The sequence below is a fragment of the Pseudomonas sp. S2_A05 genome (assembly GCF_054668485.1).
Map to the genome: position 1 here is coordinate 1,207,582 of NZ_CP162775.1, position 15,724 is coordinate 1,223,305.

Here is a 15,724-nt window from a genome sequence, read left to right on the forward strand (position 1 = left end):
TGATCACGCCGCTGGCGGTTTCGCCAGCGCAATCCCCGCCGCACCCAAACGCTTCAGGACCTCAAACAACAAATCACTCTTGGTCAGCCCGACGATCCTTGGACTGCCGACATATCCGGTGACCGTGAGAGTTATTCCGTCCTGGGACAACTTGCTGAAGCGCACGAATGGCGCCGGTTTATCGAGGATGGTTTCGTTCTCGTGATACGCATCCAGCAGCAGTTGTTTGACCTCCTCAGGATCGATATCCAGCGGAAACACCAGCTCCAGCGATGCTACGCCCTGAGCGCTGCCGCCGAGGGTAACGTTGCGCAGGTTCTGCGAGATCAGTTGCGAGTTGGGCACGATCACGATCGAGCGGTCGCTGAGCTGGATCTCCGTGGCGCGCACGTTGATCCGGCGGATGTCGCCCTCGACGCCGCTGATGCTGATCAGGTCGCCGACCTTGACCGGGCGCTCGGTGAGCAGAATCAGGCCGGAGACGAAGTTCTTGACGATCTCCTGCAAGCCAAAGCCGATACCCACTGACAGCGCACTGACGATCCACGCCAGATTGGTCCACTGCACGCCCAGCGACGACAGCGTCAGCAGAATCACGAAGGCGTAGCCGATATTGGAAAACAGCGTGCTCAGCGACGCGCACATGCCCGGGTCCATGTCGGTCTTGGGCAGGAATTCGTTGTCGAGCCAGCGGCTCAATGTACGGATCAGCCAGATGCCGATCAGCAGCGCCAACAGCGCATTGAGCAGGTGCCCGGGGACGATATTCAGCTTGCGCAAACCGGCGCCGCCAAGAATCGACATGATGTTGGTGACCAGTTGGCCGAGCGTGGTGCCGATGCCGCCGACAAACAACGAAATCAGCGCCATCAGCATCAGGCCGGCGCGGCTGACGCCGGACAACAGGATCGACGTTTGCTCAAGGCGTCGATCGCTGACCCCGAGCAATTGCTTGAGCGCCTGGCCGCTCGCGTGTTTCGGTGAAAACAGGTGTTCACAGGCGTCCTTGACCAACTGAATGAGCAAATAGAAACCCGACAGCACGACGTAGCTCCACACCAGTTCATAACTGATGAACCGCGCCAGCGAAACATAGCCGGCAAGCAGGGCAATGGCCGTGACAAACATCGAGACGCTGGCGACGCTGTAGATCAGCCCGGCGAACACGCTGTTCGTCGCCGAAGCGTCGTTGGCGGCGACCAAGGCCTTGCGCACTTTGCCCACGCGCACCAGCATCGTGCCGATGATCGCCAGCACCACCATGGAAATCACGCCGCGCCCGGCCATCACGATGTGGCTGCTCATGCCTGTGGCATTGGCGACTTGCACCAGCGTCACCAACACCAGCAACGCGCAGGCGAGGATTCGCGGATAAGGCTTGAGGGCCAGCGCCACTGGATCAGCAATTGCCGGCAGGCGCCACGACGGGTGCTCGGTGGACAGCAATGCACGGCTGAGCCCGGTGATCAGCACGCAGGCATAGACGACTTTTTCGAACTCTTCGGAGAAGGTTTCCAGCACCGGCGGCAGGGCGTCGTGGCGGGTGCAGGCGTAGAACAGCAGCTTCAGGGCGATGGCGGTGGTGATGAAGGTCGCTATGGCTGAGGCGAATGCCAAGGCACTGCGGCGCAGTCGGCCCTCCGCCACGCGATGAATGCAGAACCAGGTCAGCCCGCGCTCAGCCAGACGTCGGCCGAAGGTCCAGATCAGCAGCGCCAGCAGCACCAGCACGCAGGTGTAAAAACGCTCGCCCGGCGCCCAGACCGTGGCCCAGACGTCGCCAACCTGCTCGACGAACAGTCGCAGCCGCTCGCGGTCGTCCTCGCTTGGATTGATCAGTGGCGCCCAGAACTGCGGACTCAACACGCTGCGTGTGCTCAGGGTCAGTTCGCTTTCCAGCAGCGTGCGGCGAATGCCGGCGATTTGCGTGATCAGGTCGGCGGCATTCTGTTTCAGTGCGGCGAGGCTTTTCAGGGTGCCGTCGACCTTGCTTTTCTGTTCCGCCAGCGCGGCCCGCTGGGCGACGATATCGGCTTGCTCGGCAGCCACCTCGGCGTCTGGAGCGGTGCCGAGCACGCCCAGTTGCACCGCCAGTTGCGCCTGTTGCGGCAACAGCGCTGCCGACAACCGATCGACATCGAGAATGAACGCCTGCACCCGATCCTGCGGGCCTTCGAGCTGGTTGTAATTGTTTGCCGCCGAAATCTGCTGCTTGAGCCCGTCGAGGCGTTGTTGCAGGGCTTGCAGATCGCTCTGCGAAATCACCGGCAGCGGCGCTGCGCCGGGGTTTGTCGGCGCGGCAGGCTCCGCTGCCCACGACGCGGCGCTGCCCGGCATCAGCAGCAGGAACAGAATCAAAAACAATGACTTGAATGAACAACGCATGGGGGCGGCGGGCTCGAGTGGATCACACAGTCTATGAGGGTAGGTGATCGCGCCGAATGGGGCGGAAAACTTTCTCGGCAAGAGGCGGTTATACGCTCATCCAGTCCAGCGGAATGATCCGCACAGCGAGCGGTCAACCGGCAATAACAGCTTCGAGAGCGTGCCATGTCCATCGCCAAGGAAACGATTGAATACCTGCGCCAACATTCGCTGATCATCACCACCGCCGAATCCTGCACGGCCGGGGAAATCGTCATGTTGCTGTCGGAAGTGCCCGGCAGCGGCGAGCTGATCGAATGCGGCTACGTGGTCTATTCGCCGCAAGCCAAGCAGCGCTTGCTCCACGTCAGCCCGGCGACCATGGAAACCTTCAATCTGACCAGCGTGGAAGTGGCCAGTGAAATGGCCATCGGTGCGTTGCGCGACAGCACGGCCAACGTCGCCGTCGCCACCACCGGCATTCTCGGACCCGACGATATGGATGGCATCAAGGCCGGTACGGTGTGTTTCGCCTGGGCATTCCAGTTCGATGACCAACATTTTCTGTTCAGCACCCGGCAATGGTTTCCCGGATCGCGCAGTGAAGTGCAGACCCTGGCCTGTGAGTTCGCCTTGCAGCAGTTGCCGGCCTATCACCGTCGTGCCTTGCGCGGCGAAGGAGGGTGGCGCCGATGAAGCACGACGCTGACCATCCCGATCTGCAAAGTCGACAGTTCCCGGTGCAGGAGGACATGGCCTATCAGTTGAAGGTCTGGCGCTTCGAGCACATTGGTTGGTATCTGCTGGTGTTGTGCATGCTGCTGGGCCTGTTGGGGTTGTTTTCCCGGGGCGTGCTCAGTTCGCAGGACGCTCGCAGCGATGACGGTAAAGTCCAGGTCGAATACGAGATGTTCCATCGCAACGGCTCGACCAACCCGCTGAAACTCAGCGTGCACGCGACCCCTGAAGCTACCGTCGAATTGGACATCGGCGGCGAGATGCTCGATGGCTTCAGCGTCGAAACCATGCAGCCGGCACCGGTGCGTATGCGCAGCTCAAAACAGGGTATGCGCTTGTGGTTGCAGGCGGATGCCCAAGGCCAGGCGACGCTCTATGTGACGCTGCGCGGCGACGGACTGGGCCTGTTTCGCAGCCATATCCGCACGCTAGGCTCGAGCGAAGTGAAGCTCACTCAATTCATTTATCCATAGGTGACCCATGGACTCGGTGTTGCGCGCACTCGCGATGTATCTGGCACTGATGGTGCTGTTCAAAATTGCCGGCCGGCGTTCGCTGGCCGAGCTGACGACGTTTGATTTCGTCCTGCTGATGATCATCGGTGAAGCCACCCAGCAAGCGCTGCTCGGTGATGATTTTTCTCTGACCAATGCGTTTCTGGTGATCATTACGCTGATCGCTGTGGATGTCGGTTTTTCCCTGCTCAAACAACGTTCCAGTTGGGTGTCGCGGCTGATCGATGGCGAGCCGACGATCATTGTCGAGAATGGCAAGCTGTTGCACCGACGCCTGCGTCATGCGCGGCTGGTCGAGGCGGATGTCATGGAGGCGGCACGTTCCAGTCAGGGCATAGAAACCATCGACCAGATCAAATTCGCGATCATCGAACGCAACGGCAAGATTTCCGTGATCCGCCAGGATCCGGAAGGCGGCTGAAGCTTTGGCGCCGCGCGCGCGCAATTTTTTTGAACGCTGAAAAAGCCCCGCAGCCCAATGCTTACAAGTCATCGGAGGATTGCGAAATGAACGAGGCAGCGAGTTACTTCTCCATCGCCGTGGCGGTGATCATTCTGCTGGTCGATCTGTGGGCGATCGTCAGTGTGTTTCGCAGCAACAAGAGCGTCGGCGTCAAAGCCGCCTGGGCGATCGGCTTGATCGTCTTCCCGGTGCTCGGCCTGATCGTGTGGGGCATCGCCGGCCCGCGCGGCGTCAAGGAAGGGCCTTCGTCGCCGGAGCACAGTAAGGGTTGAGAGCCTGATGCGGTCCTGCAATGATTTTGCGCGCATTCCGGAAATGTAGGTGAACGATGCATGCTCAAGCTTGAACCGGGTAGCAATACCACTGCTGAAAGGAGATTGTCATGAAGAAAATCTGCGTATGTCTGGGGTTCTGCTCAGTGTTTCTGTTGAGCGGCTGCTTCGATTCCAACGATGCACCCAACAAGGACGGCGACAAGAGCAAACCGTCGGTGCAGATGCAGACCGAGAAGCCCGAGGACGGCAAGTAACTGCTGGCGAATAATCCCTGTGGGAGCGAGTCTGCTCGCGAAGGCGTCAGGTCAGACAATTCGCTGCTGACTGATGCTTAGTCTTCGCGAGCAGGCTCGCTCCCACATTGGTTCAGTCGTGTGAATATACGTACTCCAGCCACACCCAATACATCAGCGCCACAGCACTGATCCCGCCTCCGAGAAAACACACCGCCACCCAGCCAGAGTGCGCATAGGTATACGTCGCCGCGATGGCGCCCAGACCACTGCCCACCGAGTAAAAACACATATACGCACCGACCAGTCGGCTCTGCGCATCGGGCCGTGCGGCGAAGATCAGGCTTTGGTTGGTGACGTGCACCGCTTGCACGGCGAAGTCGAGGAGGATCACTCCGACGGCCATCGCCAGCAGCGAACTGTCGACAAATGCGATGGGTAGCCAGGACAGCGTCAACAGCGCCAGAGCGATGCCGGTGGTGCGATTGCCCAAGCCGCGATCGGCCAGGCGCCCAGCCCGTGCGGCGGCGAGCGCGCCCGCTACCCCGGCCAGTCCGAACAGGCCGATCTGCGTGTGGGACAACGACAGGGGCGCGGCGCTGAGCGGCAGCACCATCGACGTCCACAACACACTGAACGCGGCGAAAATCAGCAGGGCGAAGATGCCTCTGATGCGCAATACCCGCTCAGTCAAAAAAAGTTGGAACATCGAGCGCAGCAATTGCCGATAGCTGCCCTGTGCGGGCGGTTTTGCCGAGGCGGGCAGGGTGCGCCAAAGCACCAAAGCCATACCGACCATCGTGACTGCCGAGACAAAATACACGCCGCGCCATCCGGCCAGATCAGCCACTACGCCGGAAACGAAACGCGCCAGCAAAATGCCCAGTACCACGCCACTGGTGACGGTGCCCACCGCGGCGCCGCGTTGCTCCGGGCGAGCAAGGCTGGCGGTGCAGGCGACCACCACTTGCACCACCACCGCCAGCAGACCCACCAGCATCATGGCGCCGAGCAACACTCCCCAGCTCTCGGACAGGCCCACGGCACACAGCGCCGTTGCAGACAAAAGCAGTTGGCTCACGATGAGTTTCTTGCGATCGAGCAGATCACCCAGCGGCACAATGAACAGCAGCCCGACCGCATACCCGGCTTGCGTGGCCGTGACCACAACGCCGATTGCACCGGGTGAAACGCCGAGGCTGGCGGCCATCGATTCCAACAATGGCTGTGCGAAATAAACATTGGCCACTGCCATCGCGCAGGTGATTGCAAAGAGAAAAGTCTGCAAACGACTCAGCCCGGTCGTTGCGCTGTCAGCTGCGGCTTGCGCATTGATCAGGGTTTGCGTCTGACACGGCATCCTTGCTTCCTCGTAGTGTGGTTTTGAATTGAAACCGATACGTTGATCTTTATTCATTCGGGTTGTTAAATGCAACCACATTCAATAGCCGATCCATCAGGAATCACATGGCCCGACAACAAACATTGGCGCAGAGCGAATGCCCGGTGGCCCGAACCCTCGAAGCCATTGGCGATCGCTGGGCCTTGATGATCATTCGCGATGCGTTCGATGACGTGCGCCGTTTCAGTGAATTCCAGAAACGTCTGGGCCTGGCCAAGAACATCCTCACGGTCAAACTGAAAATGCTCGTCGAGTTGGGCGTGCTGGAGCTTCGGCCCGCGTCAGACGGCAGTGCCTATAAGGAATACGTGCTCACCGACATGGGCCGCGCGGTGTTTCCCATCGTCGTCAGCCTGCGTCAGTGGGGCGAGCGCTTCCTGTTTGCGGAAGGCGAGGATCACTCGATCCTGCTCGACAACGAACGGGCCGAGCCCGTCGAAACTATCGTCGTGCGCTCCAGCGCCGGCGCGGTGCTGGCCCCGGCGGACTGTCACCGAAAAGTGGTGACGCGCCGGTAAGGAAGCCGAGCAGATAGTCGTGGCGCGTATTCACAGCCGCGCTATCTCCATGGCATGAAAAGTCGAGCCGGCATTCGCAGGGTTTTTGATCTAGGCTGTTTTCGATCCTCGATCAGCAGCGGTGCGCCGTTGCCAGATTGGTTTAATCAACGCGGTTGCCGGAGTGCCTGATGAGTCTTTCGCCTTTCCACCTCGCCATCCCGGTTTACGATCTTGCCGCTTGCCGCCGTTTTTACGGTGAAGTGTTCGGTCTGGACGAGGGCCGATCCAGCGCGCAGTGGGTCGATTTCAATTTTTACGGCCACCAATTGGTCATCCATGAACAGCCGCAGACAGCTGCCCAGGAAAGCGTTCACAGCAACCCGGTCGACGGCCACGACGTACCGGTCCCGCACTTCGGCATCATTTTAGAGTGGCAGCAATGGGAAGCACTGGCCGAGCGACTGAAGTCATTCGGCACGCAATTCGTGATCGAGCCCTACATTCGATTCAAGGGTCAGGTCGGCGAACAGGCGACCATGTTTCTGCTCGACCCCTGCGGTAATGCGCTGGAATTCAAGGCGTTCAAGGACATGGGCCAGGTGTTCGCCAAGTAATCACAGCGTAGTGGTCTGACCGTTGCGATCGCGTTCATAAACCTTGTTGGCCTGGAGCTTTTCCTTAAGCCAGCGCTCGGCCGTCCCTAGTGGCCGTTGGCGTGCCCATAACAGGTCGACGCCGATTTGCCAGTCGGTATGCGGGTACGCCGACAGCTGCAACTCGACCAGTTCGCCATTGCCCAGTTCACGCTGGATCAGCTGGCGCGGCAGGGTCGCCCAGCCGAGGCCGGCGCGGACCATTTCGAGCAGGGCCAGATAGCTTTCCGCTTGCCACAGTTGCGTCGAACGCAGGTATTCACTGCTCGGCAGTTTGCTGGCGTGCGCACTGAACGCCAGGCGCCGATGCACGTGCAAATCGTCGAACGTGACGTTGTCCAGTTGCGCCAGCGGATGATCGGGATGACAGACGTGCAGCATGATCAGTTTGCCCAGTTGCTGGAACGCCAGTTCCCGGGGATAGCCCGGCTGCGAAAACGCCACGCCCAGCACCGCCTCGCCACTGCTGACCAGTTCGCTGACATCGCCGTAGACCGGGTGGCGAATGATCAGATCGACAAACGGAAAGGCCTGCTCGAACGCTTGCAGCACCGGCATGATCGGGCCGTACGGCGTTTCAATCGCCAGGGTCAGGCTCGGTTCGACGCTATCGGAAAGGCAATCGGCGTGGGCCTCGAAGGTCATGCAGCGCTCCAGTACCGCCTCTGCCTGGACCAGCAATTTATGCCCGCTGGCGGTGAGGGCAGGGCTGCGATTGCTGCGGTCGAACAACTCGACGCCAACGTCGGTTTCCAGATTGGCGATCGCCGCGCTGATGGTCGATTGCGTCTTGCCCAGCTTGCGCCCGGCGGCGGAGAACGAGCCGCTTTTCACCACTTGGACGAACATCAGCAACTGATCGAGTGAGAAGCGCACGCGGTGTACTCCGAGCTTGAGCGAGACGGCGATTGTGCCGCGTCTTTGCCATCGAAAAAGCGATGGTTGCCAATTTGTTTCATCGTTAAAAACATTCAAGGATGACCCCGCGTCTTCGAACGCCGGGGCCGATTCTGTTTGTGCGTCTGTCCCTGAGCGCCCGCGATTACAACCAACGCTGCCCCTTCAGGAGCTTGTGCCATGACTACACAACGCGTTCACCCGGTCGACGAGGTGTTGCCCCTGCGGCAGCTTTTCACCTTCGGTCTGCAGCATGTTCTGGTGATGTATGCGGGAGCGGTGGCGGTGCCGCTGATTCTCGGCAGTGCGATGGGGCTGACGTCGGCTCAGGTGGTTTTACTGATCAACGCCAACCTGCTGACGTCCGGTGTGGCGACGTTGATTCAGACCCTCGGCTTCTGGAAGTTCGGCGCGCGTTTACCGTTGATTCAGGGCTGCTCGTTCATTGCGCTGGCGCCGATGATCATGATCGGCAAAGAATTTGGCCTCAGCCAGATCTTCGGGGCGGTGATCGCCGCCGGCTTCCTGACCATCGCACTGGCGCCGGTGTTCAGCCGCTTGCTGCGATTCTTTCCGCCCGTGGTGATTGGCAGCCTGATCACCATCATCGGTATTTCACTGATGCCGGCGGCGGCAATCTGGCTGGGTGGTGGCAATCCTGATTCGCCTGACTTCGGTCGCCCGGCCAATCTGCTGCTGGGTCTGGCCACGGTCAGTGTGACGCTGGTGATTTATGCGAAATTCAGCGGCTTCATCGGTAACCTCAGTGTGCTCATCGGCTTGTTTGTCGGCAGCCTGATCGCTGCCGCATTCGGCATGACGCACTTCAGTCGGGTCAGCGAGGCGGCGTGGTTCGAGTTGAGCGCGCCAATGGCGTTCGGTGCGCCGGAATTTTCTCTGGTACCGATTCTGATCATGACCCTGGCGATGCTGGTGATCATGGCCGAGACCACTGGCAACTGCCTGGCCATCGGCAAACTGGTCGGCAAACCGACTACGCAGCAGACCCTCGGTAACGCCTTCCGCGCCGACGGCTTGTCGACCATGCTCGGTGGTCTGTTCAACAGCTTTCCCTATAACGCCTTCACGCAAAACACCGGCCTGATTGCGCTTTCCAGCATCAAGAGCCGCTTCGTCGTTGCGACCGCTGGCGCGATCATGGTGTTGATGGGCTTGTTCCCCAAGCTCGGCGCGCTGATTGCGGCGGTGCCGACGCCGGTGCTGGGCGGCTGCGCGATCGTCATGTTCGGCATGACCACGGTGGCGGGCATTCAGGAACTGTCACGGGTGCAGTTCGAGGGCACACGCAACGCCATCATTGTTGCGGTGTCGGTCAGCGTCGGCGTCTTGCCAATGTCGTTTCCGGCCCTGTTCGAACATGTCGGCCCGACGCTGAAACTGGTGCTCGACAGCGGCATTTTCCTCGGTGCGATCACCGCCATTCTGCTCAACCTCTTGCTCAACAAACAAAAACCATCGACCGACGCCGTCGGCGCTTCCACGGCCAAACTGGCCGACTGACTTTTGTCTTTTCTCACTGCCCAGGAGTTACCCATGAATCAATTCACTCAGCTTGTTCCGGCCGGCGTCAGCGATCTGGACCTCGGCATTGCTGCGCCAGACCATCGCCCTGTCGCAGGCGTCGAAACAACGTGGCCGGCACCCGTTTGCGGCGCTGGTGGCGGACCGCGACGGCAACGTCATTGCCGAAGCGGGCAACAATTCGATGCCGCCGGAAGGTGATCCCACCCAGCACGCCGAACTGGTCGCGGTGGCTGCGGCGGCGAAGCGTTTGTCACCCACGGAGCTGGAGGCGTGCACGCTGTACACCAGCGCCGAACCTTGCTGCATGTGCGCGGGCGCGGTGTATTGGACCGGTGTCGGGCGAGTGGTGTACGCGTTATCGGAACATGCTTTGCTCGGGCTGACCGGCGATCATCCCGAGAACCCGACGTTCTCGTTGCCGTGTCGCGAAGTGTTTGCCAGAGGGCAGCGCACGGTGAGCGTTTTCGGGCCGATGCTGGAGGAAGAGGCGGCTGAGCCGCATAAAGGGTTCTGGTCTTAGTTGATATGGATCGTTCCCACGCGGAGCGTGAGGAACGATCAGTTTCGCGCGGTCAGGTACTGGTCACTTCACCGGGACGATAACCGCACATTCCCCAGCGGAATGCCCCCCTGGTCTGTTATGGGGCGCCTGGCTGACTTGCAAGCTCAGCCAGGCGACCCGATTTGCCTAAGCCTCCGTCCAGTCCAGCGCTGCCGTCTCGCGCCACTTCACCTCCGTAATCCCATAGCGCTCGGCCTGGGGTTTGGAAACCACTTTCAACGGTGGTTTACCCGGTTTCGGAATCGGCGCAATACCGGCGTCACAGCTCGCCCAATGCCAAGCGTCGGCGTTGCGCATACTCTTGGCGCGGATGACGAATGATTTTGGCTGGTCGTGATGTTTGTATTCGATGACGAAAATATCGGTGCTACGCATGAGTTCCTCCTTACGCTCATACGTAAATGATTTTGTCCGACAAGAAAAATTCAAAGGATTTTCTGGCCAGATGATCATCGTCACTCAGCGCTCTGAAACGCGGTTCTTCATGAAGCCGCGCAGGTTCATCAGGAACAGGCAAAGCTGCAGAACGATCAGCGCGTAAGCCCCGGCATGGACGCCCCAGATCACCCACAGCAAATTGCTCAGACTGAAACAAACGAAGCCGCTCATGCGCCGTTGCGGTCGTTGCGAACCGATCAGCCAGGCGGCCAGAACGGTGACCAGCATCGCCGGCCATTGCACCCAATCCAGATATGCCAACACCCTGTCCTCTGCATGGATTTGCCTGATGCAGAAAGGGTACACAGCAACCGAAGTATGGTCACCGCCCGCACGGTTCTGCGTAGCAATGGCGGTGAAAAAGGTTTCGCCCGGCAGAAGCCGGGCGAAGATTTCAGGCGCGCAATCAGTAATCCCAAATCGCAGGTATCCAACGGAAAGCAGCACCATTGATCGCGACCCTACCCACCGAAGGGAAGGCCAGATGCGTGGCGACAAACAGCTCGCCGCTGGCGGCGGCTTCCTTGAGCATGCGCACGCGCACTTCCACCGATTTGGTCGGATCGTGTTCGAAACCGTTGTGCCAGTCAGGGTGATCGAACGCCACCGGGAACAACGCGTCACCGGCAAAGGTCAGGCGCTCGCCACCGGAGTTGACGTAGACCACGCAGTGCCCTGGCGTATGACCACCGGTGAGTTTTGCAACTACGCCCGGTGCAACCTGACATTCGTCTTCGAATATGTGCAACTTGCTTTCATAGTGGTTGATGAACGCGTTGGCGGTGCTGCGCAGGACGTCTGGTACTGGTGCGGGCATGTCGGTGCTGGTGAAGTCTGGCGTGGACCAGAAATTCACTTCGGCAGCGGTGACGTGGATGCGCACGTCGTGGCGCAGACGGCTCTTCACCGAGTCGACCAGTAGGCCGCCGATATGGTCCATGTGCATGTGCGTGATGACGATATCAGTGATGTCGGCGAGGTCCACCCCGGCAGCGGCCAGGCGCTTGGGGAACTGCCCGGCGCGCGGGAAACCGGGGAATTGGCCACCGAGGCCGGCGTCGACGAGGATGACTTGTTCGCCGCTACGCACCACCAGCACGTTGAGCGCCCAGTCGAAGGCGTCAGGGCCCAGATACATTTCCTTGAACCAGGCGGCACGGTCGGCGGGGGCGGCATTGGTTGACATGGTCTGGGTCGGCAACGGCAACACGCCGTCGCTGATCACCATCACGTCAATGTCGCCCAGGCGCAGGGCGTAGCGCGACGGCACCAGTTCTTCGCTTTGCGTTTGCAGGGCCACCGCGCGGTTGGCGGTGAAGGAATCCAGATGCAGGGTCATGGTGTTCTCCTTGTTCTCAGGGCTAAAGCGGAGGGTGAAATCAGGCTACAGGGATCAGCGGATCGGCGGCCGCGAGGGCGGCGCGACGTTCGGCGGCGGGCGGGTAGATCCACACCGTGTTGATCTGCGTCTTCAGCTCTTTGGCTTCGGCCTTCACCAGTTTCAGCTGACGATCCCAGCCTTCGGTGTACACCGCGCCCCAGGTGCCCAGATCCAGGCAAGTCACGTACTTGGGCTGGCGATACATTGTCGGAGCGACGCCGAGGATATCGGCGGCGGCGTTGTTGCCGGCGTAGCGACCCAGGCTGATCGCATGCTGGCAAGACATCGCGGCATAGTTGCCGAGGTCGTCAGTGGCGGCGCGAGCGACATCACCGGCGGCAAAGACGTGATCGATGCCGTGCACCTTGAGGTTGCCATCGACATGCAAGCGGCCCTGGCCATCGCGTTCGGCGTCGAGTTGTTCGGTGAGCGGGCTTGCGCGGAAACCTACGGTCCAGATCACGGTGTGGCTTTCGATGTGGCGGCCATCGGCGAGGGTGACGCCATTGGCATCCACAGCGGCAACGCTGGCATCGACGATCCATTCGATACCCAGGTAATTGGACGCCTCGATGATCGACGGGCGAATGCCATCGCCCATGGTCGCAGCGATGTCCTTGCTGCGATCGACAATGATCACGCGCAGGTCTTGATCCTCACCGAGAATCGCGCGCAGGCGCGCCGGCATTTCCGTCGCAGTTTCAATCCCGGTGAAACCGCCACCGGCGACCACCACGGTGTTGCGCGCAACGCTGGGCGGTTGGTTGCCGAGGGCGATGAGATGGCGTTCCAGACGCGCCGAGGATTCGATCTGATCGACATCGAACGCATGCTCCTTGAGGCCAACCACCGGAGGCCGAGCGAGCTGGCTGCCGCTGGCGAGAACCAGCCGATCGTAGGCCAGTTCACCCGGACGCCCGGCCTCGTCGCGGTAACCGATTCGGCGCGCCCGGGCGTCGATGCTTTCAGCGGTGCCTTTGACGAAGCGCACACCCACCGCATCGAACAGCGCGTCGAGCGGCGCGTACATGCTGTGCACGTCCGGCTCGTAGAAGCGCGGGCGAATACGCAATTCCGCTTGCGGGGCGAGCAGCGTGATCTCGACATCCTGACGGGCATGCATATCCAGCAAACGCGCAGCGCTCAGCGCACTCCACAGCCCGCCGAACCCTGCACCGATCACCAATAATTGCTGTTTCATAATGTGCTCCCTGACGCTGATGGATGGATGACACCCGAGTCCGATGCGGACTCTGGCGTGACGATCACTGGCCGCCGTAACTGCTTGCCGTACTGCCTGGCGCTCAATCGCCCGCTGTGTAGAGCCATGCTAGGGCGGGGAGGCTACGAGCGCAGTTGTCCATCGGTGTGCGTGGGGTACGCATGGGTGGAAGGGGGGTATACGAAGGTATGGGGAAAAAGGATCAACCCAGCGCTTTTTCCAGGCAGGCGAGCAAACGTTCAGCCTGAAATGGCTTGGCCAGACACGCGATGACCCCGGGTACGCTGTTGGGCATTTTGCCCGCATGCGCCGACACAAAAATCACCGGCATCCGCCAGCCTTGCGCCCGCAGTGCATCCAGCATCTGCAAACCACCCATGCCCGGCATCTGAATATCGGAAATCAAACAATCAGTCTGCGCCGGCCCGTCCGAGTCAAGGTAGTCCGCTGGCGCCGCATAGCAGAACACCTGATACCCCGACGCTCGCAGCAGGCTGCTCAGCGATGTGCGCATTGCCTCGTCGTCGTCCACTACCGCAATGACATGCGTCTTGTACATAAAGCTCCCGGGCCGGGCGGCCGAGCTGGTGACTCCTGTCGTTCTTGCACCATACGCTGATGGCCAGCGGGCAAAACTATACGTAGGTATAGCGGTTCAGCCATCGCGGCTGAAGCGACTGCGGTAGTCGCGCGGGGAGATCGACAGGTGGCGCTGGAAGCAGGCGCGCAGGCGTTCTTCATCGTTGAAGCCGCAGAGGCGGGCGATTCGTTCGATTTTGTGCGGGGAGTTTTCCAGCAGGCGTTTGGCCGCTTCGAGCCGGAACAGCTCGAGCGCTTTCGACGGTGTGCGCCCGGTGCGCGCTTTATAGACCCGCGTGAAGTTGCGCAGGCTCATTGCGGCTTGCTCGGCGAGGCGCTCCACCGTCAGATTCGGGTCGCCGAGGCGCTCCATGAGCCAAAGGTGCAGATCATCGAACATCGCAGCGTCCTGCGCCTGCGATTGCAGCAGCGTGCTGTATTGCGCCTGGCCGCCGGGGCGTTTGATGTACACCACCAATTCCCGCGCGACTTGCAACGTCACTTCACGGCCGTAATCGGCCTCTACCAGCGCCAGCGCCAGATCGATCCCGGCGGTGACTCCGGCCGAGGTCCAGACCTTGCCTTGCTGAATGAAGATCGCGTCGGCATCTACCTCGACCGCTGGAAAGCGATCGCGCAAAGCGTCGCACATCGCCCAGTGAGTGGCAGCGCGGCGGGCGTCGAGCAATCCGGCCTGAGCCAGCAGAAACGCACCACTGCACACCGAGACCACGCGGCGGGCGAGGTGAGCATGGTCCTGCAGCCAGTCGCTCAGTTCGCGGTGCTCCTCAAGGGTCTGGCAGATGTCAGGGGCGCCGGGCACGACCAGCGTGTCCAGCGCGGTGGTGTCGAGCGTGGTTAACGCTTGGGTGTCGATGGCCAGCCCTTCGACGGTCGGGATCAAGCCGCCGCTGAGGCTGGCGGTGTGCAGTTGATAACCGGGCTGCCCGCGCTCGACCAAGGCTTTGCTCGCCGCCCAGAACACGGTCTGCGCACCGCTGAGATCGAGCAGGCTCAGCCGTGGGTAGGCGATAAACACCACGTCGCGCGGGGCCGTTGTAAAAGCGGGATGAGTGGACATCGCGGGCCTGCCTGTTTGCAGCGCTAGAGGCGGGACTGCCTCAGCCTGGCCGATTTTCAGGGGTTTCTGGCCGGCCGGCAATGGTGCTGACTGTTAGCCTGATTGCTGACCGTCCGGCCGGTGTCTGGCTGCGGTGGCCATCCTGAACTAGATTTATTGACCAGCCCAATGCGTGCTGCGATCTCGCCGAGGAGACACAATGACCTTGTGGTCGCATTCCAGCCCTGCGCAAAGTCCCGATGTGCTCGGCGAACCAGTGGTGTACGTGGTCGATGACGATGCCTCGATGCGCCAGGCGCTCGACAGCTTGCTGCGCTCGATCGGCTTGCAGGTGCGAACCTTCGACAGCGCCGGAGATTTTCTCGCGCAAGCGCAACGTGAGGTACCCGGTTGCCTGGTGCTCGACGTGCGCCTGCGCGGCGAAAGTGGCCTGACGTTTCAGGAACAGATGGAAAAAAATGGCTTGCGCATCCCTGTGGTGTTCATGACCGGCCACGGCGACATCGCCATGAGCGTCAAGGCGATGAAGGCCGGCGCGGTGGATTTTCTGGCCAAGCCGTTCCGTGATCAGGACATGCTCGACGCCGTGGCCAGTGCGTTGGCTCGCGACCGTGCGCGGCTAGCAGCCGAACACTCCGGCGCCGTTTTGTGTCGGGCTTACCAAACCCTGACCGCACGTGAGCGCGAAGTGCTCGGCTTCGTCATTGCCGGGCTGATGAACAAACAGATTGCCGGACAGCTCAACCTCAGCGAGGTCACGGTCAAGGTCCACCGTGGCCAGGTCATGCGCAAAATGGCCGCACGTTCAGTGGCCGATCTGGTGCGTATCGCAGAAGCGCTGGGCATCGAGCCTGTCCAGCGCAACCCCTGAGCGCT

Annotated in this window: 18 protein-coding genes and 1 pseudogene; 10 read left to right on the top strand and 9 right to left on the bottom strand. The window is 60.9% G+C overall.

Annotated elements, in window-relative coordinates:
• Positions 1-3: 3 nt before the first annotated feature.
• Positions 4-2,385 (bottom strand): DUF3772 domain-containing protein, encoded by a 2,382-nt coding sequence (locus AB4O12_RS05515; RefSeq protein ID WP_460060683.1) that lies wholly within the window; start codon positions 2,383-2,385, stop codon positions 4-6.
• Positions 2,386-2,550: 165 nt separating this feature from the next.
• On the opposite strand from AB4O12_RS05515, the gene AB4O12_RS05520 reads away from it, so the two are divergent.
• From AB4O12_RS05520 to AB4O12_RS05540, 5 genes are all read left to right on the top strand, one after another.
• Positions 2,551-3,060: a CinA family protein gene (locus AB4O12_RS05520; RefSeq protein WP_150635663.1), complete on the top strand. Its 510-nt coding sequence runs from the start codon at positions 2,551-2,553 to the stop codon at positions 3,058-3,060.
• Positions 3,057-3,575, top strand: a complete 519-nt coding sequence (locus tag AB4O12_RS05525) for a hypothetical protein (RefSeq protein WP_252877891.1) — start codon at positions 3,057-3,059, stop codon at positions 3,573-3,575. The genes AB4O12_RS05520 and AB4O12_RS05525 overlap by 4 nt, the downstream gene beginning before the upstream one ends.
• A gap of 7 nt (positions 3,576-3,582) precedes the next feature.
• Positions 3,583-4,038 carry a DUF421 domain-containing protein gene (locus tag AB4O12_RS05530; protein ID WP_024012534.1) on the top strand — a complete coding sequence of 152 codons (456 nt, stop codon included), beginning with the start codon at positions 3,583-3,585 and terminating at the stop codon, positions 4,036-4,038.
• An 86-nt stretch (positions 4,039-4,124) separates the two neighbouring features.
• Positions 4,125-4,352, top strand: coding sequence for a PLD nuclease N-terminal domain-containing protein (locus AB4O12_RS05535; protein ID WP_024012535.1), 228 nt, complete (start codon positions 4,125-4,127; stop codon positions 4,350-4,352).
• A 110-nt stretch (positions 4,353-4,462) separates the two neighbouring features.
• Positions 4,463-4,609 (top strand): hypothetical protein, encoded by a 147-nt coding sequence (locus tag AB4O12_RS05540; RefSeq protein ID WP_252869230.1) that lies wholly within the window; start codon positions 4,463-4,465, stop codon positions 4,607-4,609.
• Between the two features lie 112 nt (positions 4,610-4,721).
• On the opposite strand, the gene AB4O12_RS05545 is transcribed toward AB4O12_RS05540, so the two are convergent.
• On the bottom strand, positions 4,722-5,948 hold the full coding sequence (locus AB4O12_RS05545; RefSeq protein WP_460060688.1) for an MFS transporter: 1,227 nt from the start codon (positions 5,946-5,948) through the stop codon (positions 4,722-4,724).
• 107 nt (positions 5,949-6,055) lie between these two features.
• Here AB4O12_RS05545 and AB4O12_RS05550 point away from each other — a divergent pair, with 107 nt between their 5' ends.
• Both AB4O12_RS05550 and AB4O12_RS05555 read left to right on the top strand, forming a co-directional pair.
• Positions 6,056-6,508 (top strand): winged helix-turn-helix transcriptional regulator, encoded by a 453-nt coding sequence (locus AB4O12_RS05550; RefSeq protein ID WP_460060690.1) that lies wholly within the window; start codon positions 6,056-6,058, stop codon positions 6,506-6,508.
• A 170-nt stretch (positions 6,509-6,678) separates the two neighbouring features.
• Positions 6,679-7,104 (top strand): VOC family protein, encoded by a 426-nt coding sequence (locus AB4O12_RS05555; RefSeq protein ID WP_150635660.1) that lies wholly within the window; start codon positions 6,679-6,681, stop codon positions 7,102-7,104.
• Here the strand turns inward: AB4O12_RS05555 and AB4O12_RS05560 are convergent, their stop codons facing one another.
• Positions 7,105-8,019 carry a LysR family transcriptional regulator gene (locus AB4O12_RS05560; RefSeq protein WP_256808833.1) on the bottom strand — a complete coding sequence of 305 codons (915 nt, stop codon included), beginning with the start codon at positions 8,017-8,019 and terminating at the stop codon, positions 7,105-7,107.
• Between the two features lie 201 nt (positions 8,020-8,220).
• On the opposite strand from AB4O12_RS05560, the gene AB4O12_RS05565 reads away from it, so the two are divergent.
• Positions 8,221-9,561: a nucleobase:cation symporter-2 family protein gene (locus AB4O12_RS05565; protein ID WP_315435622.1), complete on the top strand. Its 1,341-nt coding sequence runs from the start codon at positions 8,221-8,223 to the stop codon at positions 9,559-9,561.
• A 33-nt stretch (positions 9,562-9,594) separates the two neighbouring features.
• Positions 9,595-10,105, top strand: a pseudogene (locus tag AB4O12_RS05570) (nucleoside deaminase).
• A gap of 168 nt (positions 10,106-10,273) precedes the next feature.
• Here AB4O12_RS05570 and AB4O12_RS05575 read toward each other — a convergent pair.
• The 6 genes from AB4O12_RS05575 to AB4O12_RS05600 form a co-directional block, all read right to left on the bottom strand.
• Positions 10,274-10,522 carry a DUF6555 family protein gene (locus AB4O12_RS05575; protein ID WP_041480580.1) on the bottom strand — a complete coding sequence of 83 codons (249 nt, stop codon included), beginning with the start codon at positions 10,520-10,522 and terminating at the stop codon, positions 10,274-10,276.
• Positions 10,523-10,606: 84 nt separating this feature from the next.
• The gene (locus tag AB4O12_RS05580) at positions 10,607-10,813 is read right to left on the bottom strand and encodes a hypothetical protein (RefSeq protein WP_370593551.1); all 207 of its coding nucleotides are present in this window, start codon (positions 10,811-10,813) and stop codon (positions 10,607-10,609) included.
• A 178-nt stretch (positions 10,814-10,991) separates the two neighbouring features.
• Entirely contained in the window at positions 10,992-11,924 is a 933-nt protein-coding gene (locus tag AB4O12_RS05585; protein ID WP_252877893.1) for an MBL fold metallo-hydrolase, read from the bottom strand.
• A gap of 40 nt (positions 11,925-11,964) precedes the next feature.
• On the bottom strand, positions 11,965-13,167 hold the full coding sequence (locus AB4O12_RS05590) for an NAD(P)/FAD-dependent oxidoreductase (protein WP_460060695.1): 1,203 nt from the start codon (positions 13,165-13,167) through the stop codon (positions 11,965-11,967).
• Between the two features lie 223 nt (positions 13,168-13,390).
• Positions 13,391-13,747 (bottom strand): response regulator transcription factor, encoded by a 357-nt coding sequence (locus tag AB4O12_RS05595; RefSeq protein WP_056784799.1) that lies wholly within the window; start codon positions 13,745-13,747, stop codon positions 13,391-13,393.
• 96 nt (positions 13,748-13,843) lie between these two features.
• Entirely contained in the window at positions 13,844-14,848 is a 1,005-nt protein-coding gene (locus AB4O12_RS05600; protein WP_056784802.1) for a GlxA family transcriptional regulator, read from the bottom strand.
• 199 nt (positions 14,849-15,047) lie between these two features.
• Here AB4O12_RS05600 and AB4O12_RS05605 point away from each other — a divergent pair, with 199 nt between their 5' ends.
• A complete protein-coding gene (locus tag AB4O12_RS05605; protein ID WP_056784803.1) occupies positions 15,048-15,719 on the top strand; it encodes a response regulator transcription factor in 672 nt (223 codons plus the stop codon).
• Positions 15,720-15,724 lie beyond the last annotated feature (5 nt).